Annotated in this window: 20 protein-coding genes; 15 read left to right on the top strand and 5 right to left on the bottom strand. The window is 41.2% G+C overall.

The features are described 5' to 3' along the window. Positions 1-158 precede the first annotated feature (158 nt). Complete coding sequence (gene nudE / locus M1E86_RS00535) at positions 159-710, top strand: ADP compounds hydrolase NudE (protein ID WP_213914376.1); 552 nt, start codon at positions 159-161, stop codon at positions 708-710. A 156-nt stretch (positions 711-866) separates the two neighbouring features. Here nudE and mrcA read toward each other — a convergent pair whose 3' ends face one another. Continuing rightward, positions 867-3,383 (bottom strand): peptidoglycan glycosyltransferase/peptidoglycan DD-transpeptidase MrcA, encoded by a 2,517-nt coding sequence (gene mrcA / locus M1E86_RS00530; protein ID WP_213914377.1) that lies wholly within the window; start codon positions 3,381-3,383, stop codon positions 867-869. A gap of 116 nt (positions 3,384-3,499) precedes the next feature. Here mrcA and M1E86_RS00525 point away from each other — a divergent pair, with 116 nt between their 5' ends. From M1E86_RS00525 to M1E86_RS00470, 12 genes are all read left to right on the top strand, one after another. Further along, positions 3,500-4,339 (top strand): pilus assembly protein PilM, encoded by an 840-nt coding sequence (locus M1E86_RS00525; RefSeq protein WP_213914378.1) that lies wholly within the window; start codon positions 3,500-3,502, stop codon positions 4,337-4,339. Positions 4,340-4,342: 3 nt separating this feature from the next. After that, on the top strand, positions 4,343-4,888 hold the full coding sequence (locus M1E86_RS00520) for a PilN domain-containing protein (protein WP_213914379.1): 546 nt from the start codon (positions 4,343-4,345) through the stop codon (positions 4,886-4,888). Next, complete coding sequence (locus tag M1E86_RS00515) at positions 4,881-5,429, top strand: hypothetical protein (protein WP_213914380.1); 549 nt, start codon at positions 4,881-4,883, stop codon at positions 5,427-5,429. The genes M1E86_RS00520 and M1E86_RS00515 overlap by 8 nt, the downstream gene beginning before the upstream one ends. Then, a complete protein-coding gene (locus tag M1E86_RS00510; RefSeq protein ID WP_248467328.1) occupies positions 5,422-6,486 on the top strand; it encodes a secretin N-terminal domain-containing protein in 1,065 nt (354 codons plus the stop codon). The genes M1E86_RS00515 and M1E86_RS00510 overlap by 8 nt, the downstream gene beginning before the upstream one ends. A 507-nt stretch (positions 6,487-6,993) precedes the next feature. Further along, positions 6,994-7,515 (top strand): shikimate kinase AroK, encoded by a 522-nt coding sequence (aroK, locus tag M1E86_RS00505; RefSeq protein WP_004906592.1) that lies wholly within the window; start codon positions 6,994-6,996, stop codon positions 7,513-7,515. A gap of 48 nt (positions 7,516-7,563) precedes the next feature. Next, on the top strand, positions 7,564-8,652 hold the full coding sequence (gene aroB, locus M1E86_RS00500) for a 3-dehydroquinate synthase (protein WP_125894620.1): 1,089 nt from the start codon (positions 7,564-7,566) through the stop codon (positions 8,650-8,652). 263 nt (positions 8,653-8,915) lie between these two features. Further along, complete coding sequence (locus M1E86_RS00495) at positions 8,916-9,824, top strand: SPOR domain-containing protein (protein ID WP_125894618.1); 909 nt, start codon at positions 8,916-8,918, stop codon at positions 9,822-9,824. An 81-nt stretch (positions 9,825-9,905) separates the two neighbouring features. Then, the gene (gene dam, locus M1E86_RS00490) at positions 9,906-10,808 is read left to right on the top strand and encodes an adenine-specific DNA-methyltransferase (protein WP_213914382.1); all 903 of its coding nucleotides are present in this window, start codon (positions 9,906-9,908) and stop codon (positions 10,806-10,808) included. Between the two features lie 15 nt (positions 10,809-10,823). Further along, a complete protein-coding gene (gene rpe, locus M1E86_RS00485) occupies positions 10,824-11,498 on the top strand; it encodes a ribulose-phosphate 3-epimerase (RefSeq protein ID WP_125894614.1) in 675 nt (224 codons plus the stop codon). After that, positions 11,495-12,187 carry a phosphoglycolate phosphatase gene (locus M1E86_RS00480; RefSeq protein WP_125894612.1) on the top strand — a complete coding sequence of 231 codons (693 nt, stop codon included), beginning with the start codon at positions 11,495-11,497 and terminating at the stop codon, positions 12,185-12,187. The genes rpe and M1E86_RS00480 overlap by 4 nt, the downstream gene beginning before the upstream one ends. A gap of 16 nt (positions 12,188-12,203) precedes the next feature. Next, complete coding sequence (trpS, locus tag M1E86_RS00475; RefSeq protein ID WP_213914383.1) at positions 12,204-13,247, top strand: tryptophan--tRNA ligase; 1,044 nt, start codon at positions 12,204-12,206, stop codon at positions 13,245-13,247. Between the two features lie 166 nt (positions 13,248-13,413). Continuing rightward, positions 13,414-14,151: a 3-oxoacyl-ACP reductase family protein gene (locus tag M1E86_RS00470; RefSeq protein WP_213914384.1), complete on the top strand. Its 738-nt coding sequence runs from the start codon at positions 13,414-13,416 to the stop codon at positions 14,149-14,151. A gap of 74 nt (positions 14,152-14,225) precedes the next feature. Here the strand turns inward: M1E86_RS00470 and M1E86_RS00465 are convergent, their stop codons facing one another. The 3 genes from M1E86_RS00465 to M1E86_RS00455 all read right to left on the bottom strand — a co-directional run bounded on the left by M1E86_RS00465 (position 14,226) and on the right by M1E86_RS00455 (position 16,812). Beyond that, positions 14,226-15,431, bottom strand: coding sequence for a lactate oxidase (locus M1E86_RS00465; protein ID WP_213914385.1), 1,206 nt, complete (start codon positions 15,429-15,431; stop codon positions 14,226-14,228). 36 nt (positions 15,432-15,467) lie between these two features. Continuing rightward, complete coding sequence (locus M1E86_RS00460; RefSeq protein WP_125894606.1) at positions 15,468-16,034, bottom strand: YceI family protein; 567 nt, start codon at positions 16,032-16,034, stop codon at positions 15,468-15,470. Positions 16,035-16,134: 100 nt separating this feature from the next. Beyond that, entirely contained in the window at positions 16,135-16,812 is a 678-nt protein-coding gene (locus M1E86_RS00455; RefSeq protein ID WP_102140131.1) for a hydrolase, read from the bottom strand. A gap of 266 nt (positions 16,813-17,078) precedes the next feature. On the opposite strand from M1E86_RS00455, the gene M1E86_RS00450 reads away from it, so the two are divergent. Beyond that, the gene (locus tag M1E86_RS00450; protein ID WP_213914386.1) at positions 17,079-17,954 is read left to right on the top strand and encodes a pirin family protein; all 876 of its coding nucleotides are present in this window, start codon (positions 17,079-17,081) and stop codon (positions 17,952-17,954) included. Positions 17,955-17,998: 44 nt separating this feature from the next. Here M1E86_RS00450 and M1E86_RS00445 read toward each other — a convergent pair whose 3' ends face one another. After that, entirely contained in the window at positions 17,999-18,904 is a 906-nt protein-coding gene (locus tag M1E86_RS00445) for a LysR substrate-binding domain-containing protein (RefSeq protein ID WP_213914387.1), read from the bottom strand. Between the two features lie 187 nt (positions 18,905-19,091). On the opposite strand from M1E86_RS00445, the gene M1E86_RS00440 reads away from it, so the two are divergent. Next, positions 19,092-20,777, top strand: coding sequence for an ABC transporter ATP-binding protein (locus tag M1E86_RS00440; protein ID WP_213914388.1), 1,686 nt, complete (start codon positions 19,092-19,094; stop codon positions 20,775-20,777). Positions 20,778-20,784 lie beyond the last annotated feature (7 nt).

Below are 20,784 nucleotides of genomic sequence, written 5' to 3'. Positions count from 1 at the left end.
ATTTTATCTACTCGATAATATCTATCATTTTATTTTGATATAGGTCATAGTTGTATAATGATTTCAAAATACGGAGCATGCTAAGTAAACCTGCGTTTTGTAAATCAATAAAATAGACTTTTAGCAATAGATTTCACTCATCCTGTTCGGAAATCGTTATGACAGAGTTAAAAAAACCTAAAATCTTGAATATTCAAGATGTTGCTCAATCAAAATTATTCAGCATTCAATCAGTTGACCTCGAATTTAGCAATGGTGAAAAACGAGTCTATGAAAGAATGCGGCCCGCAAAACGCGAAGCGGTTCTTATCGTTCCTATCATGGGTGATGACCTCATTCTCATTCGCGAATACGCTGTCGGGATTGAAAGCTATGAATTAGGCTTTCCCAAAGGTGCTATCGACCCCGGTGAGATCGCCATTGAAGCAGCCCAGCGTGAACTCAAAGAAGAAATTGGTTATGGCGCTAATCATATTATTCAGCTTGCCAAACTGACAATGTCACCCTCATACTTTTCGAGTAAAATGAATATTCTTATCGCTCAAGATTTATACAGCGAAAAACTCGAAGGAGATGAACCGGAGCCTCTACAACAAGAACGATGGCCAATATCACGAATGATGGAATTACTCGAACACCCAGATTTCAACGAAGCTCGGAATATTAGCGCACTTTTCTATCTAGAACGTTACTTAAAAAGTATTAAGTAAAAATACGTTTTATTGTATCAGCGGAATGTTATTTCCATAACCCATCATGAATGTGGCTATGTAACCCACTGATATATTAGTTTTCTCTATAGAAAACACCCCATGTTTAAAATCAACAACGGGGTGCTAATTGTGAGAATTTAGCCAACAATTACGTTAAAATAACTCTTGGCTCCCCCCTCCTTCCGTAGAAATTGTCGTACCAACCTCTTGTACTGCATGTTCTTTCGGTTCCGTTCCTTCAATAAAATACTCACGGCGGGAAGAACCTAATTGGCCTGTTCGGCTATCAATAGATACAGAAATAACCCCTTTAGGCGGCTTCATTGTTTTGACAGGTACCCCGGCCAAAATTGACTTCATAAAGTCATTCCACATTGGCTGTGCGCTTTTGGCGCCAGCTTCACCGCGGCCTAATGTTCGCCTATTATCATCAAAACCTATCCATGCAGATGCAACAACATCTGGACCATAACCAGAAAACCACGCATCTTTCGAGCTATTCGTTGTTCCTGTTTTCCCACCAATATCACGTCGACCACCTAAGTCTCTCGCTGCACGCCAACCGGTACCAGACCAACCAGGCTCGCCATAGATATTGGTCATCATCGCATCCCTAATTAAGAATGCGAGTGGGGTATTAATCACATGAGGTGCATATTTATCAGCGGAGTTCCCATCTAAGTCAGCTGCCGTTGTTAGCGCCATTGTTGGCTCTTGTATCACCGAATTATCGCCCGATTGTGTCACTTCCTCGGTAGACTCATCATCAATACCTTTACTCGCAATAGTGCGTTCGGTATCCCCATAAATTACCGGAATATCCGTGCAATCAGGGCATGCTATTTTGGGATTGGCTTCGAAAATAACCTCATCATTATGATTTTCGATCTTCGAAATGTAGTATGGATCAATCAAATACCCGCCATTGGCCATGACGGCATACCCACGAACCATTTGCATTGGTGTAAATGACGGCGCACCTAACGCTAACGCCTCAGTACGGTTAATATTTTCCGCTGGAAAACCAAAGCGAGTCAGATAATCAGCCGCATAATCCACCCCCATGGCTCTCATCGCACGAACCATCACAACGTTTTTTGATTGGCCTAAACCTTGACGTAACCGTATAGGGCCATCATATCGAGGTGGGGAGTTTTTAGGGCGCCAATCAGAGCCCGCGCCTGCATCCCAACGGCTAATCGGCACATCATTCAGTAGTGATGACAATGTTAGGCCTTTATCCATTGCCGCTGTATATAGGAAAGGTTTAATATTCGAACCTACTTGGCGTAATGATTGGGTGACTCGGTTAAACTCACTCATATTGAAGTCAAACCCACCAACTAGCGCAATAATCGCCCCGTCATTTGGATTTAAAGCAACAAATGCCGCATTCGCATCAGGTATTTGCCCTAACCACCAATTATCTTTAACTTTTCGAACCCAAATTTGCTCACCCACTTGCATGACTGCATTTACAGCTCTTGGCGCGGCACCTTGTTGAGTATCTGAAATAAATTTACGCGCCCAACGCACACCGGTCATTGTAATAGGAATTTGCGAACCATCAGCTAACATCACTTGCGCTTCTGAAGCAGTCGCAGATGTCACAACTGCAGGCATTAAAGGCCCATAAACTGGCATTTTTTTCAATTTTTCGACAATCTGCTCTGCTGTCCAAGCCGTTTCATTCTGTTTCCATAAAACCTCAGCAGGGCCACGATAACCATGACGCGTATCGTAGTCGATCAAATTATTACGAACTGCCGTTGTGGCAGCTTCTTGATCTTTACGGATCACCGTAGTGTAGACTTTATATCCATCGGTATACGCATCTTCGCCATATTTATCAAATAAGGTTTGACGCGCCATTTCGGCTAAATACGGCGCAGAAAAATCAATTTTCGGCGCATGATACGAAGCCACTATTTTTTCATTTTTTGCTTGTTCATACTGGTCTTGAGTAATGTATTTTTCCTCAAACATACGAGAAAGAACCACATTACGACGGCTGACCGCACGGTCATATGAATACAACGGGTTAAATGTAGAAGGAGCTTTTGGTAAACCCGCAATCATTGCAATTTCACTGAGGGTCAATTCATCCACTGTCTTACCAAAATAAACGTATGCAGCTGCCCCGACACCATAAGCACGGTTACCTAAATAAATTTTATTCAGGTACAGCTCCATAATTTCATCTTTAGTAAAAAGCTGCTCAATACGAATAGCCAAAAATGCCTCTTTAGCTTTACGCATCAAGGTTTTTTCAGGACTTAAATAAAAGTTTCTCGCGAGCTGCTGGGTGATCGTACTGGCCCCCTGGGAAGCGTGACCGGATGATGCCATGACGGTAACTGCACGGAAAATACCAATGGGGTCAATTCCATGGTGGTCATAAAAACGGCTATCTTCAGTAGCGATAAACGCTTTTATCATTAAAGGAGGAATTTCTGCCAGCGGTAAAGGAATACGACGTTTTTCCCCATATTGGGCAATCAATTCGTTATCTGCGCTGTATACCTGCATTGGAATTTGCAGACGAATGTCTTTCATTGTTGCTACATCAGGTAGCTCACCTTCAACATATTTATACATGCCATAAATCGAGGCGGTTCCCAAAAAAATGCAACAAAAAACAAGAATAAAAAAATATTTTACGAACTTCACCGGAAAATTCCCATGCTCGACTAACAAGAGGGTTTAGATATCACTAACACACAGTATAAAGCTTATACAGCACAATAGAAAACGTAATTTATTTGTTAATGATAAGGAAATTAATTATGTATACATCAAAGTGGAACATTGGAATCGACCTATATCAAGATAAAATACAGCTAGTCGCTGCAAAGCGGCGCAGACAATACTGGCACTTATGTGAATGTTGGCAACAACAATTACCATTCGAGCTGACGGATAGTTCGAGCCATGAACAGTATAAAATTTTACTGAATATTTTATTACAATGGCGTCAGAAATTACCTAAAAAGTGTTCTGTTTCCTTCGCATTACCTGCTGTTCGCACAATAAAACAACAAATTTCATTACCGAGTGAAATTAATTTGCCACAACCAGAACTCGGTTGGTATTTACAATCTCAAGCTGAAAAACGTTTTGCAATGCACGCCCAAGAGCTAGTTATCGACTATCGCGTCATCAAGCAACAAGTTTATTTTAATGGGGCTCGCCAGTCAGATATTACTTTTTGGCAAAACCTACTTACTGAAAGTGGGTTCAACCTGCTAGCTATTGATGTCGCCCCCATCGCTTTACGCTATGTGGCAAGAAATGCGGGTTTACCCGATGAATGCTGGGTTGTTCATTACCGACAAGGTGAATGGCTTTGGTCTGGGCCAATTAGCCAGCCAGCGAATTACAACCATTTGCAAGACACTGACATCCAAACAATTTCCCATTTACTGCCTTTTCTTGATCAAGAAAATACCTCACCCACCTCACCTATCTACCTCATTACAGACCATCAACATACTCATCGTACTGCTGAGGTAGCTCATCTCTGGGAATTACGCCAAGCGTTTCAACAACATAATATTAAGTTACCCCAATTGCTGGGAGACTTTGTAATTGCAGCTGGTCTTGCTTTACGTCATGGGGATATCTAACTGATGGAACTATACCAAGTTAATTTTCTCCCTTGGCGCCAACAGCAAATAAAAAAGAAGATCCGAGCGTTTTTACTCTTTTGTTCTGTGATTTGCTGCTCGGTGATTACAACATGTATATTTTTATTTATTTTTCAACAAATTGAGATAAAAGAGCTAAAAAATAGAAAGCAGAATAATCAACTGCAATACGAACAGATACGACAATTAACATTGCAAATCACAGATCAACAAACACAAATTAATCATTTAATGAGCCAAAAAAGAAAGGTAGATAACATCATGGTAAATAACCAATTTTTACTTGGCCTCTTACAAAATCTTTCAACAATAACGCCCCCCAAAAGCTGGCTAACAAATCTACAGTTAATGGATAACAAAATAGAAATCAAAGCTAACAGCTATGATTTTCAAGATATCAATTCGCTCGGCTTACAACTTAAAAATCACCCTGGTTTGAGTGACATTCAATTAAAAAAAATTAGCCGGGTGAATCAATTAAACCGTTTACACCTAACGGCCAAATATCAAGGAGAGCCCAATGAGTGAATCAACACATTCTTTTTGGTATCGCCCATTTTGGCAACAGACTCTACCTCTTTGGTTCTTAATTGCACTTTGTCTCACAGCGGGATATTTTTTACACTGGAAGGAAAATCAAAACCAAATTATGGAATTAGCCACTGAAAACCTGAATTTAATTGAAGCTATCACAAAAGAAACTAAAATTATCCACCACTCACCCTCATTGCAACAGCTCGAAAAACAGACTCAATTATTAAAACAATCCGTTAATATTAAAGACGCGCCTCTTGAATCTCTTACACAGTTAAATACCTTACTTTCACATTCATCTGTCACACTTAACCAATTACAACCAACTGATATCAATACCTATTTCATGGAGTTCCAAGGCAATTTCATTCCTATTTATCACGTTATAGAACAGCTTCTTACCCTTCCTCAAACCCAAAAATGGCGTTTTCATGATATAAAAATATATCTAAAACAAGGGATTATCGTAACTGCCATCTCATTTTCATTATTCAACGACTCTCTCGCTATCAAGGATGATAACCACAATGAATAGTTCGTTAATTAAAATTCCCATGGTGATTATTATGGGGCTCTTCTTTCTATCTTCATTTTTAGTCTCTGCCGAAGAGATCCGAGATCCTTTTGCACCGCTAGCACCACCTCTAGCAACAGAAAATCACCTTGGCTCAGAAGCCGTAATCACACCGATAGCGCCAAATAAAACATCAATAACCGAAAAAATATTTAAATTAATCTCAATCAATGCCGAAGAAGTTCGTCATCTATTAGAACATTCAGGGACTTCGTTATTATCAAAAAATGCATCTATCCATCACGATGTCACGACAAACAGCCTCATTATTAAAGATAGCCCAGAGCGATTAGCACTAATTGATGAATGGATAAAACATAAAGATAAGCCAAATAAACAAGTACAAATCACCGCACATATCATTAGTAGCAGCCGAACTGCATTACAAGAATTGGGGTTAGAGTGGGGAATGATGGCAGGAGGAAACATGAGTGCCAATCATTTACATCGCTACAACCGTTATTCTTCAACATCAGGGCAATTTTCCTTCAATGTGCTTAGCCTTAGTGATGGGTTACTTGAAATGAAACTAAAAGCATTAGAAAAAGAGAATCTGCTTTCTATTATTGCAAGCCCCCGCTTAGTTGCTTCACATCAACAAGCTGCAAGTATTCAGCAAGGTACAGAGATCCCCTATGTCACCAGCAGTGAAAAAAAAACACACGTACAATTTAAAGACGCTGTACTGGGGATGGAGGTCACCCCCGCTATTGCACGCGATGAAAAAATTGAGTTAATCCTTAAAATTAGCCATAACTCGCCTGATACTGCACTTACGAGCAGTCAACATCATCACTTGGCCATCAATAAGCAAGAAATCGCAACGACCGTCACCATTAAAAATAACGAAACCCTTATTCTTGGGGGAATTTTTCAGCAAAAACAAGAAAAAACAGAGATGGGGTTGCCTTTTTTATCCCACATCCCTTTCCTAGGAGCATTATTTACAAATACAGCAGAGCATACAGATAAGCGTGTCCTTATTGTTTTTGTAACACCAAAACTTATCAATATTTAATATTGAAGAAATAACACATATACTTCAAGTAGTTGAATACGCAATAAGTCAAAGATGACAAAAAAAAATATTTTTTATGCTATAAACCTACCGGATAAATTTGACGCTGGCGTCGTTTTAGCATACAAGGTTATCCATTGAGTGTTCTAACTATCCGTAGATTAAAGAACAAGCTGTCAGTCGCTTATAAAACAGCCACAATTAATGTTGCTCTACACTTAGCAGAAATAGCTTGATAATATCAATAGCTAAAAACTGTTAAAAACAATGATATACAATGCATTAGACAACATAGACGGCTCAAATATCGAAACCTGTAATTTGAAATATGGCACTTTGCATGCTTAGTGCCATATTTATATAGTTGCAATTCAGGTTGATGTATTGAGATAATTTTCTTATCTGATCTCACATCATCACTTATGAGGTTTCAGTTTAGGTCCCGCCGCTAATCTGATTGGCGGGGCGGGTAATCATTAACGAATAATCGTAGTAATACCAAAAAACATGGCAGAGAAACGCAATATCTTTCTGGTTGGACCAATGGGTGCTGGAAAAAGTACTATTGGCCGTCAGTTGGCTCAACAGCTTAATATGGAGTTTTTCGACTCTGATCACGAGATAGAAAAACGCACTGGCGCGGATGTAGGCTGGGTATTCGACCTTGAAGGCGAAGAAGGCTTTCGCGATCGCGAAGAAAAAATCATCAATGAGCTTACAGAGAAACAAGGCATTGTATTAGCAACTGGCGGTGGCTCTGTTAAGTCCAAAGAGACCCGTAACCGCTTATCCGCTCGCGGTGTCGTTGTTTATCTTGAGACCACTATTGAGAAACAACTATCTCGTACACAACGTGACAAAAAGCGTCCGCTGCTACAAGTTGACGAACCCGCACGTGAAGTACTTGAGAAACTGGCTGACGAACGTAATCCTATGTATGAAGAAATTGCTGATATTACTATTCATACTGATGAGCAAAGTGCAAAAGTTGTTGCCAGCCAAATCATTGAACTATTAGAAAAAAACTAATTATTCAAGGTGTTATTTTCAAAAATGAACTCAAGGTGGTAAAGCAAGATGGAAAAAGTCACCGTCACTCTAGGCGAACGTAGTTATCCAATCAATATCGCACCCGGCTTATATCAGCAAACAGGGGCGTTTTGGCCATTAACTGCGGGCCAACGAGCAATGGTTGTGACAAATGAAACTCTTGCCCCTATTTATCTCGATAAGATAAAGAATGCCCTTGAATCTTCAGGCGTAAAAGTTGATACCATCATTTTACCCGATGGTGAACAATACAAATCATTATTCATTATGAATGATGTATTTACCGCATTACTTGAAAAACACCATAACCGTGACACCACCCTCATCGCTCTTGGTGGGGGCGTCATTGGCGACCTAACAGGCTTTGCAGCAGCAAGCTATCAGCGTGGCGTGCGTTTTATTCAGGTCCCGACAACCTTATTATCTCAAGTGGATTCTTCTGTCGGTGGTAAAACCGCCGTCAATCACCCACTAGGGAAAAATATGATCGGCGCATTTTATCAACCGGCTTCTGTTGTGGTTGATCTCAACTGCTTGAAAACACTTCCACCAAGAGAACTCGCCTCAGGTTTAGCCGAAGTTATTAAATACGGCATTATCCTCGATAGTGCGTTTTTTAGCTGGCTAGAAGAGAATATCGATGCGCTCGCCTCTCTTGATGACCAAGCAATGGCCTACTGCATTCGCCGTTGTTGTGAACTAAAAGCACAAGTTGTTGCTGCGGATGAAAAAGAAACTAGTGGGTTACGTGCACTATTGAACTTAGGTCATACCTTTGGTCATGCTATCGAGGCACATATGGGTTATGGCGTCTGGTTACATGGTGAAGCTGTAGCCGCTGGTATGGTAATGGCAGCAAAAACAGCAGAATTACTCGGTCAATTTACTCCTGAACAAACTCAGCGAGTGGTCACACTTTTAAAGCGAGCATCACTTCCCGTCAAAGGCCCTTCACAAATGAAGCCCGATGATTATCTCCCACATATGATGCGGGATAAAAAAGTGATAGGTGGAAAACTGCATTTAATTTTGCCTACCACTATTGGCCATTCGGAAATGCGTTCAGATGTTGATACGCAAACTGTTATTGCGGCAATCTCATCCTGTATGCCATAAAACGAAAAAAAAGCCGAATTTTCACTGGCATTTTAAAATGTTACTGGTAGATGTTCGCTAAAGTCGTTAAATTATACGGTATGCCTACACCTATAGACGAAATTCTAAAAAGCATATTATCAATACCACTTTGGCTAGCATGGTGTTACGAAAGAATATATGCTTTAAAAATAAGCAGCAATGTCCTGCTTGGTCGTTAAGAGGTTGTACTGATAAGAGACATTTTATCTCTACTATAGGCAAATTTTATTCGGGAGAGGAAAATGGACGAATTTAAACCAGATAACCAGCCTCAAGGTCAAAATGACCTTAGGCCAGATACATCAGATAGACCGACAGGGCGTTCACGCCAATCATCTGCTGCAAAACCTAAAATTGCACTCTCACGCCAACACATCATGATTGGTGTGGGTGTCTTAGTTTTATTGCTGCTCATTATTGCTATCAGTTCAGCGCTGAAAGCTCCTACAGAGCATGAAAAGCAACAAACAACGGGTGCCAATAATTCACAGAATATCGACTTATCGGGTTCCTCATCGTTGACTAACTCACAAAGTCAAACGCTATCAGGGCAACCACAAGAAATCACGGGTTCACAAATTGCGCCGACGCCAACCCAAGGCGAATCTCAAACTCAACCAAATGGTCTGGGAGAGCGAATCGAAATACCTGGCGATGTGGTTGATGCCTTAAATCAAGGCCAAGTTTCGGTGCCAGGCACTAGCCAGCCACAAAATACGACACCGTTAACGCCACCAACAGTGAAACCGGTCGAACAACAACCTGCCGTTAAACCAGTGGCGCCAGAAAAAACACCTGTAAAACCCGTTGAGCCAAAACACCCTGTGCAAACTAAACAGCCAGCGAAATCGACATCAACGGCGAGTAGCCAAGGTAGTAATATCATGTCTGCGCCAGCGGGTAGCTACACATTGCAGCTTAGCAGCGCAAGCCGCTCTGATACACTGGAAGCTTTTGCAAAAGAAAACAAACTGACCAATTACAAAGTCTATAAAACGATACGTAACGGGCAAACCTGGTATGTTCTTATTCACGGAAATTATAGTTCAGTAACCGCTGCAAAAAATGCAATAGGAACCTTACCTGCTGCAGTGCAAGCGAAAAAACCGTGGGTTAGAAATATGAAACAAGTCAAACAGGATCAAAAATAACAACGTTTTTCCCCGGGCGCATTATGTTGTCCTGACAGAGTACAATTTATTACTCTAAACGATTGTAATAATAAAGACGGCATGAAAAAAAAACGCGCTTTTTTAAAATGGGCTGGGGGTAAATACCCCCTTGTGGAAGAAATCAAAAAACATCTTCCACAAGGTGATTGCTTAATTGAGCCTTTTGTTGGTGCTGGGTCAGTGTTTTTAAACACCAGTTATGATTCCTACATACTGGCAGATATCAACAGTGACCTCATCAACCTCTACAATACAGTTAAAGACCGCGCTGATGCTTTTATCGAAGAAGCCCAGCAAATCTTCACACCTGAATATAATACTTCCGAACAATATTATTTAATGCGTGAAGCCTTTAACCAATCGACCGATACTGAGAAACGTAGTGTCCTTTTCTTATACTTAAACCGCCACTGTTATAATGGGCTATGCCGCTATAATTCTCGTGGTGAATTCAACGTTCCTTTCGGCCGCTATAAAAAGCCCTATTTCCCGAAAGAAGAATTACTGTGGTTTGCTGAAAAATCACAAAATGCGACATTTATAACTCAGCATTATGGTGATACGTTGCTCAATGCAAAAGAGGGAGCGGTTGTCTACTGTGACCCTCCCTATGCGCCTTTATCAGATACCGCCAATTTTACGGCATATCACACGAATTCCTTTAATTCGCTTGAACAACAAAACTTAGCTATTTTGGCGCAAAAGTTATCAACAGAAAGCAAAATCCCGGTACTGATCTCAAATCATGATACCCCGATGACAAGAGAGTGGTATTATCAGGCTCAATTACATATTGTAAAAGTACGTCGCACCATTAGTAGAAATATATTAAACCGGACAAAAGTCAATGAGTTACTGGCGTTATATCCGGGTATACCTAATAGCCTTTCTCCTAGAAAAACGGATAAGAAAAAAATGCAGCGCCCTGTACCTAGTGCTGAATGGCTCTCAGATAACGATTAATAATCGGAGACAATTATGAAAAACTTTCTCATTGCCCCATCTATTTTATCTGCTGACTTTGCCCGTTTAGGCGAAGATACTGCCAACGTTCTGGCTGCTGGTGCCGATATCGTGCATTTTGACGTTATGGACAACCATTACGTGCCCAACTTGACGTTTGGCGCGCCTATCTGTAAAGCACTGCGAGACTATGGAATTACTGCTCCTATCGATGTTCATTTAATGGTCAAACCGGTTGATAGGATCATTCCAGACTTCGCTAAAGCAGGGGCAACGCATATCAGTTTCCACCCTGAGGCCAGTGAGCATGTTGATCGTTCATTACAGTTAATTCGCGAGAATGGTTGTACCGCAGGGCTAGTCTTTAACCCAGCAACCCCGCTGAGCTACCTTGATTATGTCATGGATAAAGTTGACATGATCCTACTAATGTCCGTCAATCCAGGCTTTGGTGGCCAATCCTTTATCCCACAAACCCTCAATAAGTTGCGCCAAGTCCGTAAACTCATTGATGAAAGTGGTTATGATATCCGTTTGGAAGTCGATGGCGGGGTTAAAGTTAATAATATTGCAGAAATTGCAGCAGCAGGCGCCGATACTTTTGTTGCAGGTTCCGCAATCTTCGATCAACCAGACTATAAAACCGTCATTGATGCAATGCGTAGCGAATTACAAAAGGTATCTCAATGACTGACATGGTATTAGAGAATATCAAAGCAATAGCTTTCGATTTAGACGGCACTCTTGTAGACAGCGCCGGTGGCTTAGCTGAAGCCATCGACAATATGCTAACAGAACTTGGCTTTTCACCCGCAGGTAAAGAGCGAGTCTCAATTTGGGTTGGTAATGGCGTGGATGTTTTAGTTGAACGCGCGCTTTCTTGGGCTGGCGCCCAAATAACCCCCGAGTTACAAAAAGCAGCGCGAGCCAGCTTCGATAAATTCTATGCCGTTTCTGTCACAACTGGCAGCGAACTATTCCCTGAAGTGAAAGAAACCTTAGAGCAACTAGCAAAACATGGCCTCCCTATGGGGATTGTTACTAATAAAGCGACGCCATTTATTGCACCGCTATTAAAGAAATTAGGTATTGAACACTACTTTTCTCTTGTGTTGGGTAGCGATGATGTTAAAGCGTTAAAACCGCATCCTGCTCCCCTTTACTTAACGATGGGAACATTCGGTTTACGTAAAGAAGAATTGCTTTTTGTCGGTGATTCTCGTAATGATATTATTGCAGCGAAAAGCGCTGAATGCCCGTGTGTCGGTCTGACCTACGGTTATAACTATGGTGAATCTATTGCACTAAGTGAGCCGAACTGTGTATTAACACATTTTTCTGATTTATTACCTACAATCGGGTTATCTGAAATAAAATAAGCAAGGACATAACTAAATGAGCACTCCCACTGAAAATTTAAAGCAACCCCAAAAACCAATCGTATTCAGCGGCGCACAGCCTTCCGGTGAATTAACCATCGGTAACTATATGGGTGCATTACGTCAGTGGGTACAAATGCAAGATGACTACGATTGCATTTACTGTATCGTTGACCAGCACGCCATCACCGTTCGCCAAGACCCTGTTGAACTGCGAAAAAGAACCCTCGATACACTCGCGCTCTATTTAGCCTGTGGCATTGACCCGAAAAAAAGTACCATTTTTGTACAGTCACATGTGCCACAACATGCCCAATTGAGCTGGGCGCTTAACTGCTACACCTATTTCGGTGAATTGAGCCGTATGACTCAATTTAAAGATAAATCAGCGCGCCATGCAGAAAATATTAATGCGGGACTCTTTGATTACCCAGTATTAATGGCTGCGGATATTTTAATTTATCAAACAAATCAAGTGCCTGTAGGTATTGACCAGAAACAGCATCTTGAATTGAGCCGTGATATTGCTCAACGCTTCAATGCCATTTACGGTGATATTTTCACTGTCCCCGATCCATTCATTCCGACTGGTGGTGGTGCTCGTGTTATGGCATTACAAGATCCGACCAAGAAAATGTCTAAGTCCGATGATAACCGTAACAACGTTATCGCCTTATTAGAAGACCCGAAATCTGTCGTGAAAAAAATCAAACGCGCAATGACTGACTCCGAAGAGCCACCGCGTATTCGTTATGATTTAGAAAATAAGCCGGGTGTTTCTAATTTATTAGATATTATGTCGGGCGTGACGGGTAAGAAAATCGCAGAACTTGAAGCTGAATTTGAAGGACAAATGTACGGTCATCTTAAAGGTGCTGTGGCTGAAGCCGTTTCTGACATGTTAACTACACTGCAAACTCGCTACCATGAATTCCGTAATGATGAAGCGCTGCTCAACCAAATTATGGATGAAGGCGCAACAAAAGCAGCTGCTCGCGCGCAAGAAACCCTAGATAAAGTTTACGAAGCTATTGGTTTTGTTAAGCGCCCTCAGCGCTAACCAAATAAAAAGCGCTTACTCATCAATGGGTGAGCGCTTCCATTAATACATAGTCAAATTTTTTCACAAACTCCTTCTGGTTTTCTATCTGGAGTCCAGATACCTTTATCTATTAAATACCTTATCCGTTGATTTTAAATTATTTAATTAACAATAAGGTCATTCCATGTTATTCAAAAAAAAACATGCTATTGTTCAAGGTGGCTCACGTGGTATTGGTGCGGCTATTGTAAAAAAACTCGCCAAAGACGGTGCGAATATTACTTTCACCTATGCCTCATCAGATGAAAATGCAAAATCATTGATCACTGAAACCGCCCAATTTTCCGGGAAAGTCATGGCTATCAAAGCCAACAGTGCTAATGAACATGAAATTACAGCGGCAATCAAACAATCATTTGATAAGTTTGGCTCTATTGATATTTTAATTAACAGTATTGGTATTCTTGAATTTGGTTCAGTAGAAACCCTCTCTCTAGAGTCATTTGATCGTTCCTATTCCCTAAATGTACGCAGCTTATTTATTGCCAGCCAATCCGCATTAGCAGTTATGAATGATAATGGGCGAATAATTCACATTGGCAGTGTCAACTCAGAGCGAGTGCCATTTGAAGGCGGAGCCGCCTATGCGATGAGTAAATCAGCCATCATTGGCTTAACAAAAGGCATGGCTAGAGATGTCGCTTCAAGAGGGATAACGGTCAATAACGTTCAGCCAGGCCCCGTAAATACAGACATGAATCCAGAACAAGGCGAGTTTGCAGAGAGTCTGAAACAAATAATGGCCTTAAAACGCTATGCTAGTGCTGATGAAATTGCTGATTTTGTCTTGTACTTAGCTAGCCCTGCTGCTGCTTATATCACGGGAGCAAGTTTAAATATTGATGGTGGATTCACCGCTTAATCTTGGTTTTGACTTATAACAAAAAAAACGGGAAATTTTTCCCGTTTTTCATTAACCAATGAGTATAACTTTCATTATTGAAAATCTTTGTCGGTATATAACTGAGTTGCTTTTACACTTTCAATATTTTTCGCGCCACCTAACATCATATTGATAGATAGCTCTTTATTTAATTGCTGGATGACAGAATTAACCCCTTCTGCACCACCAAAATTTAATCCATAAAGAATAGGACGCCCTACAGCCACAACATCAGCACCACTTGCTAAAGCTTTAAATACATGTGAACCACGACGTACACCACTGTCAAAGACAATAGGCACACGTTTATTCACCACTTTTGCAATTGATGGCAACACATCAAAAGATGCAGGACCACTGTCTAACTGGCGACCACCATGGTTAGACACCCAAATAGCATCCGCACCAGCTTTTATCACAACATCCGCATCTTCAGGTGATTGAATACCTTTGACGATAACCGGTAAGCCTGACAATTTTTTCACATATTGAATATCTGCTGGTGTAAATGCTTGCTTCGCTTGCGCATAAATTTCACTGATCCCAGCACCTTTACCTGTTTTCGAACCATCACTATTTTGCTGAGCAAATAGTTCTAAATTGGCAAAACCTAACGGAAACTGAAAGTTATTACGAATGTCATCTTCACGATATCCACCAACAGGTGAGTCCACCGTCAAAATAATCGCTTTAGCACCACTTTCTTTAGCTCGTTTCAACGTAAATTCATTGAAAGCCTCGTTTTTACTCATGTACAGTTGAAAAAAGAATGGGTTATTTCCCGAAACTTCCGCAACTTCTTCAATGGTTTTATTGCCATAAGTACTGAGCGAAAAAATAGAACCTGCTTTGGCCATACCTTTTGCAGTCGCTATTTCCCCCTCTTTATGGGCGAGACCTTGAGCCGCCATCGGTGCCTGAATAATCGGTGTTTTAAGTTTAATACCTAAAAAATCAGTTGATAAATCAATGTCTGAAATTTCAATACCTTGCATCACACGTGGCATAATGTATTTTTTATCAAAATGCTGCGTATTTTTATTTAAATTCAGCTCATCTTCCGCACCACCACGGATGTAGCCAAAAGCGCCTTTTTCCATATTTTTCGCCACTTGGCTTTCTAGCTCATCCAAGTTGACGATTTTAATCGGGCCTTCTTTATCGCTCGCTTTATATTCCGCAGCTTGAGCCGACCCTAATGTTAAAGCAACAGCTAGTAGTGTTGATGTCACAACGGTATTTTTTTTGAAATTCAACATGATTAATCCTTTCTTACTTGTACTTATTACCATAAATTACTGTTTAATGGCTTCTGCTTGGATCTTGATAGTGACATTTTGAGTCATACCCTCTTTCACTAAGAAATCGACCCCCCACTGTGTACGGTCAATCGTTGCTTCAAAATCACCACCACAAACATCCGCTTTAAAAATTGGGCTAAAGTAACAACCGAACTTCGTTGTTTTTAATTGAATAGGGTGTGATTCGCCTTTCATTGTCAGTACGCCGTCAATAGAAACCGGCTTGTTATTAACAAAATTCCATTTAGACGACTTAAATTCAATCGTTGGGTACTTGGCAACATCTAACATATCTGCACTTTTGATATGGTTGTCGAATGCAGGTAAACCGGTATTTAATGTCTCCGCAGGGATGATAACGTTCACGCTACCCGCTTGTTTTTCCGCAGAATACGTCATATCGCCAGTAATATTATGAAATCCACCGCTATTGGTTGAAGTATTAAAGTGGTCAATATAAAACACCGCTTTCGTATGCGTTGGGTCTAATTTATAGTCAGCCGCCTGAGCGGTTCCAAAAACAAATAAAGAGGCCAATAAAGGTAAAGCTAACTTTTTCATATACGTTCCTTAAACTTTAAGTACAAATAAACTGCCCTTATTCGTGATAAAGGCAGCCTTATTTCATTTCGTGAGTTAAATATCGTGAGTATTTCTTTAATTAGCGCTCTGAATCTAATTGTTCATTATTTTTCAGAACTTCTTGTGCTTTGCTGTAGCTTTCAATTAATAATTGATAAGCAGGGAAAATTTGCGTGTAAGCCATTGCCCACTCAGCGGCATCTTCGCGGTTCCAAGTCCCTTGTAATTCTGAAGCAACCGCAGCAGTATCCATTGGTACTACACCCGCTTGAACAACTCGAGCCAAGGTAATTTCTTGCGCCATTTTGCTGTAAGTCCCTGATGCATCAATCACCACAAATACTTGATAACCATCCATTACGGCACTAATCGCAGGGAAAGCCATACAAACACTGGTAATGGTTCCAGCGATAATTAATTGCTTTTTACCTGTTGCTTTCACGGCAGCCACAAACTCTGGGTTATCCCACGCGTTAATTTCACCACGTCGTGCAATATATTGTGCATGTGGTGCATTTTGATGAATTTCTGGGATCAACGGACCATTTGGGCCTTGAGGTACAGAAGCCGTTGTTATTACGGGGATTTTTGCAAGAGATGCCATTTTAGCCAGAACAGCGGCGCGAGCACGCAGTTCCGTCATTGGCATATCACCTACGGTTTGAAATAAACCACTTTGGTGATCGATTAATAACATCACCGCATCTTCTGGGTTAATAGCAGGACGTTGACCATTAAAATTAGCTGGGCTACTCATGATGAAACCTCTCAATCGATAAAATATGAAATCTGTTTTTGATTTAAAAATAGAACGATAGCCGCTCCGTTTTCGTGTTATTTAGATTAATTCATCGATTTAAGGCTGAGTAGTCCAGTTTTTGATAAACACTGTTCTATAAATAGAATAATTAGACTTTATTCTATTGTTCTATCACTGCAACAATGAAACCTATTTTTGCTACTACTGCCAAATGATTTGCTCCTTTATTATTCAGTCATCAAAACAATTTTAGGAGCAAAACCATGAAAAAAATTATTGGTATCTATCAATCTCCTCGCAGCCATTGGGTAGGAGACGGCTTTCCTGTCCGTTCAATGTTTAGCTATAACGATCATGGGAAATACCTTAATCCGTTTCTTTTACTCGACAGAGCGGGGCCTTTTGATTTCCCAAGCTCAAATTCAGCAAACAGAGGCGTTGGTGAGCACCCACACCGTGGGTTTGAAACAGTCACGATTGTGTATGATGGCGAAGTGGCTCACCATGACTCTACGGGTGAAGGCGGTGTGATAGGCCCAGGCGATGTTCAGTGGATGACTGCGGCATCCGGTATTTTGCATCAAGAATATCAATCTGACGCCTTCATGAAAAATGGTGGTACCCTTGATATGGTGCAACTGTGGGTCAATTTGCCAGCAAAAGACAAATCAGCGGCTCCCGGCTACCAGTTGTTAGAAAGCCAAAGCATACCAAAAGTTGCATTACCCAATGATGCAGGTACATTGCGAGTGATCGCGGGTGACTATTTGGGCAATAACGGTGCAGCAAAAACCTTTAGCCCATTGGATGTATGGGATTTACAACTGAACAAAGGTAAAACTGTGGGTATCCCAACCAAAGCGGGGCGCCATGTTGGTTTAGTCATGTTACGCGGCTCAATGTTTGTTGATGGTCGTTCCGCTTTAAACGAAGGCGAGTTGATGATCCTCGACGATACAGACAGCAATATTCTGTTGGAAGCCACAGAAGATGCTTTAGTGCTGCTGCTCAGTGGTGATCCCATTGACGAGCCCGTTGTTGGCTACGGCCCTTTTGTTATGAACAGCATGGAAGAAATTAACCAAGCTGTTCATGATTTCAATAATGGAAAGTTTGGCCGTATTCCTGAAACACAATAAATGACGAATATTTCCCTGATAGCCTAATGTGCTATCGGGGAAATTTATTTCACTGACGGTGAAATATTATCCGCCAAATAATTTAACAGTAATTGAATTGATGGCAACAACCCTTTGCGTGATGGATATACAGCATGAATGATATCTTCAGGAAACTGCCATTTCGGTAATACCTCCACCAATTTCCCTGATTCAATGTCTTTTTCTACCACACCATAAGGCAGCCTTGCGATCCCGACCCCTTTCAGTGCCGCATGGTATAACGTTAAGATATCGGTTGTCGCTAACTTGGGGGTAAAATGCTGCGTAAAACTAAGATCATCACTATTTTTAAGGGTTAACGTGTAATTTTGTGAGTGCTCCGTATTCGCTAACATTGGGTAATCCACCAGCTTCTCAGGTTCAGTAAGCTCACCCTGTTCTGTGAATAATTGTGGGCTAGCCACTAATATACGTCGTGAATACCCAAGTACTTTCATCATTAAGCCTGAATCATCCAATGGCAATGAGCGCACGCGAATAGCTAAATCCAGCCCTTCACTGATCACATCAACAGGTCGGTTAACTGCTAAAATTTGAATGTCGATATCAGGATATTGCACCATAAAATCAACAAGTAATTCATTGAGATAAACTTGCAATAGCGCGACGGGGCACGATAATTTAATTATCCCTTTAGGGTGAGACTGAACAGAACATATCAATTCATGAGCAATTTCAGCTTCATCAACCACATTTTTACACTGCTGATAAAATACTTGCCCTACTTCTGTGACATGAAACTGGCGAGTAGAACGATAAATCAATGAAACATTTAACTTTTGTTCTAATTCTGCGATGCGACGACTTAATTTAGACTTAGGGATCCCTAGCGCCAGACCCGCTTGTGAAAAACCACCATATTCGACAACTTTCACAAAATAGTAGAGATCGTTTAAATCATATTGCATCTCACGCCCCTTAACATTCCCAATCGCAATATCACCATCTTACTAAAAACCCCAAAAAAGCGCTTTAAAAATGAATACGGCCAATTAAAGCCTGCAAACAAAACAAATAGTCTGGCAAGCAAAACAACTAATTCACGATAACAAAGCGAAATAAATTAAAGTGACGAATTAACAATGGAGGGCTCGCATGTACCGCGCACTTTGGGAACGACTTTGTCCCTATCGCTTCACATTATTATTTGCACTTATTTTACAAGCTATAGCAGGCCTCTGTTCACTCATTCCATTGATAGCTATTAGCCAAGTTGCTGCCACTCCCGTTCATCAATATTATGAATGGGTCGTTATTGCGTCCATCGGTGGTATAAGTTGGCTAATTTGCCAAACTCTTGCTATGTATTTAACGCATCAAACGGATAACCATCTCTGCTACCACGTTAGACTACAACTTCTTGATAAAATAGAAAAACTCCCACTAAATCACTTTGCCCAACACGGTAGAGACGGTTTTTTGCAAATTGTGGATCGTGATGTTCGTGGGCTGCATCAATTAACCGCTCATGCCCCCGCAGATATCACAAAACTGATTATCGTCCCCACAGCAGCAACTCTCATTCTATTATGGCAAAATGTACTGCTCACCCTTTTTTGCTTAATGCCATTAATTGCCTCTATTTTTTTATTTAGACAAATGCGCTCTGTACGCTATCAGGCGCTCTACACCTCACGTAACCAGGCAATGGGCTTTCTATATGAACAATACGCGGAACTCGCAGATAACCCACTACAAGCTAGGCAATACCCCAACCAATCAATTCAAAAAAAAACATCACACGCTTTATCTCAATTTGAAATAGCCTTTCATCGATGGATAAGAAAAATAGGTGCTTTGAGCTCATTGACCCAAGTCGGTATCAGCAGCACATTGCTTTCATTGTGGGTTATTGTTGGGGTTTCATTACTCCCTGAGCCCTTACCTCTTGCTCAAGTGATTTTATTCATTTTATTAATTAGCAGTATCGCTGCACCTGTTGCAGCAATGGGGCATGGCACGGACGCCTTAAACCTTGCTGTCAGTGCATCAGAACGTATTCGCCAACTTCTCGCTGAACCGGATATGCATTACGGAGAAAAAGATGTCAGCCCATCTTTAGGTGAGCTCAAACTTGTTCAAGTTGATGTGAAAATAGGTCATAGCCCAATACTATCGAATATTAATATCACCGTGGCTCCCAACGAATTTATAGCTATTGTCGGGGCATCAGGTGCGGGGAAGAGTACTTTATTACAGCTTATGGCACGCTTTTTAGACCCAACAGCAGGAAATGTGCTCTTTAACTCGGTTCCATTACCACAGCTATCATTTACCAGTTTGAACCGTACAGTTTCCATCGTCATGCAAAACACCCCGCCCTTACCTTGTTCTGTACGTGAAAATCTACAGTTGTTTGCCCCAAATGCCACTGAAGATGAAATGTATCGTTATCTTGATGCACTCAACTTATTACCGCTTGTAAAACAACAACCTAAAGGACTGGATGCCGTAATAGGACAAGATATGCAGCTGTCCGGAGGGGAGGCTCAACGCCTTGCCATTGCACGCGCACTACTATCACCAGCACCTTTATTACTGCTTGATGAGCCAACATCCGCGCTTGACCCACAAAATGCACAACGGGTGCTGAATTTATTGCACTCCGAGCCGCGAACCTGTGTGTTAATTACCCATGACTTAAGCGGCTTAAGCCTAGCAGACCGCGTACTGCTGTTAGACAACGGGAAATTAATTGCACAAGGCTCCCATCAACAACTTGCAATACAGTCAGAACCCTATCAGCAACTTTTACGCGCCCTGGAGGATGATTGTGCTTAGGAGCTTA

Source organism: Providencia sp. PROV200 (assembly GCF_049901995.1).
Taxonomy (GTDB): Bacteria; Pseudomonadota; Gammaproteobacteria; order Enterobacterales; family Enterobacteriaceae; genus Providencia; species Providencia rettgeri_E.
Note: the sequence above shows the minus strand (reverse complement) of the source record. Positions and strands in the feature narration are given on the sequence as shown.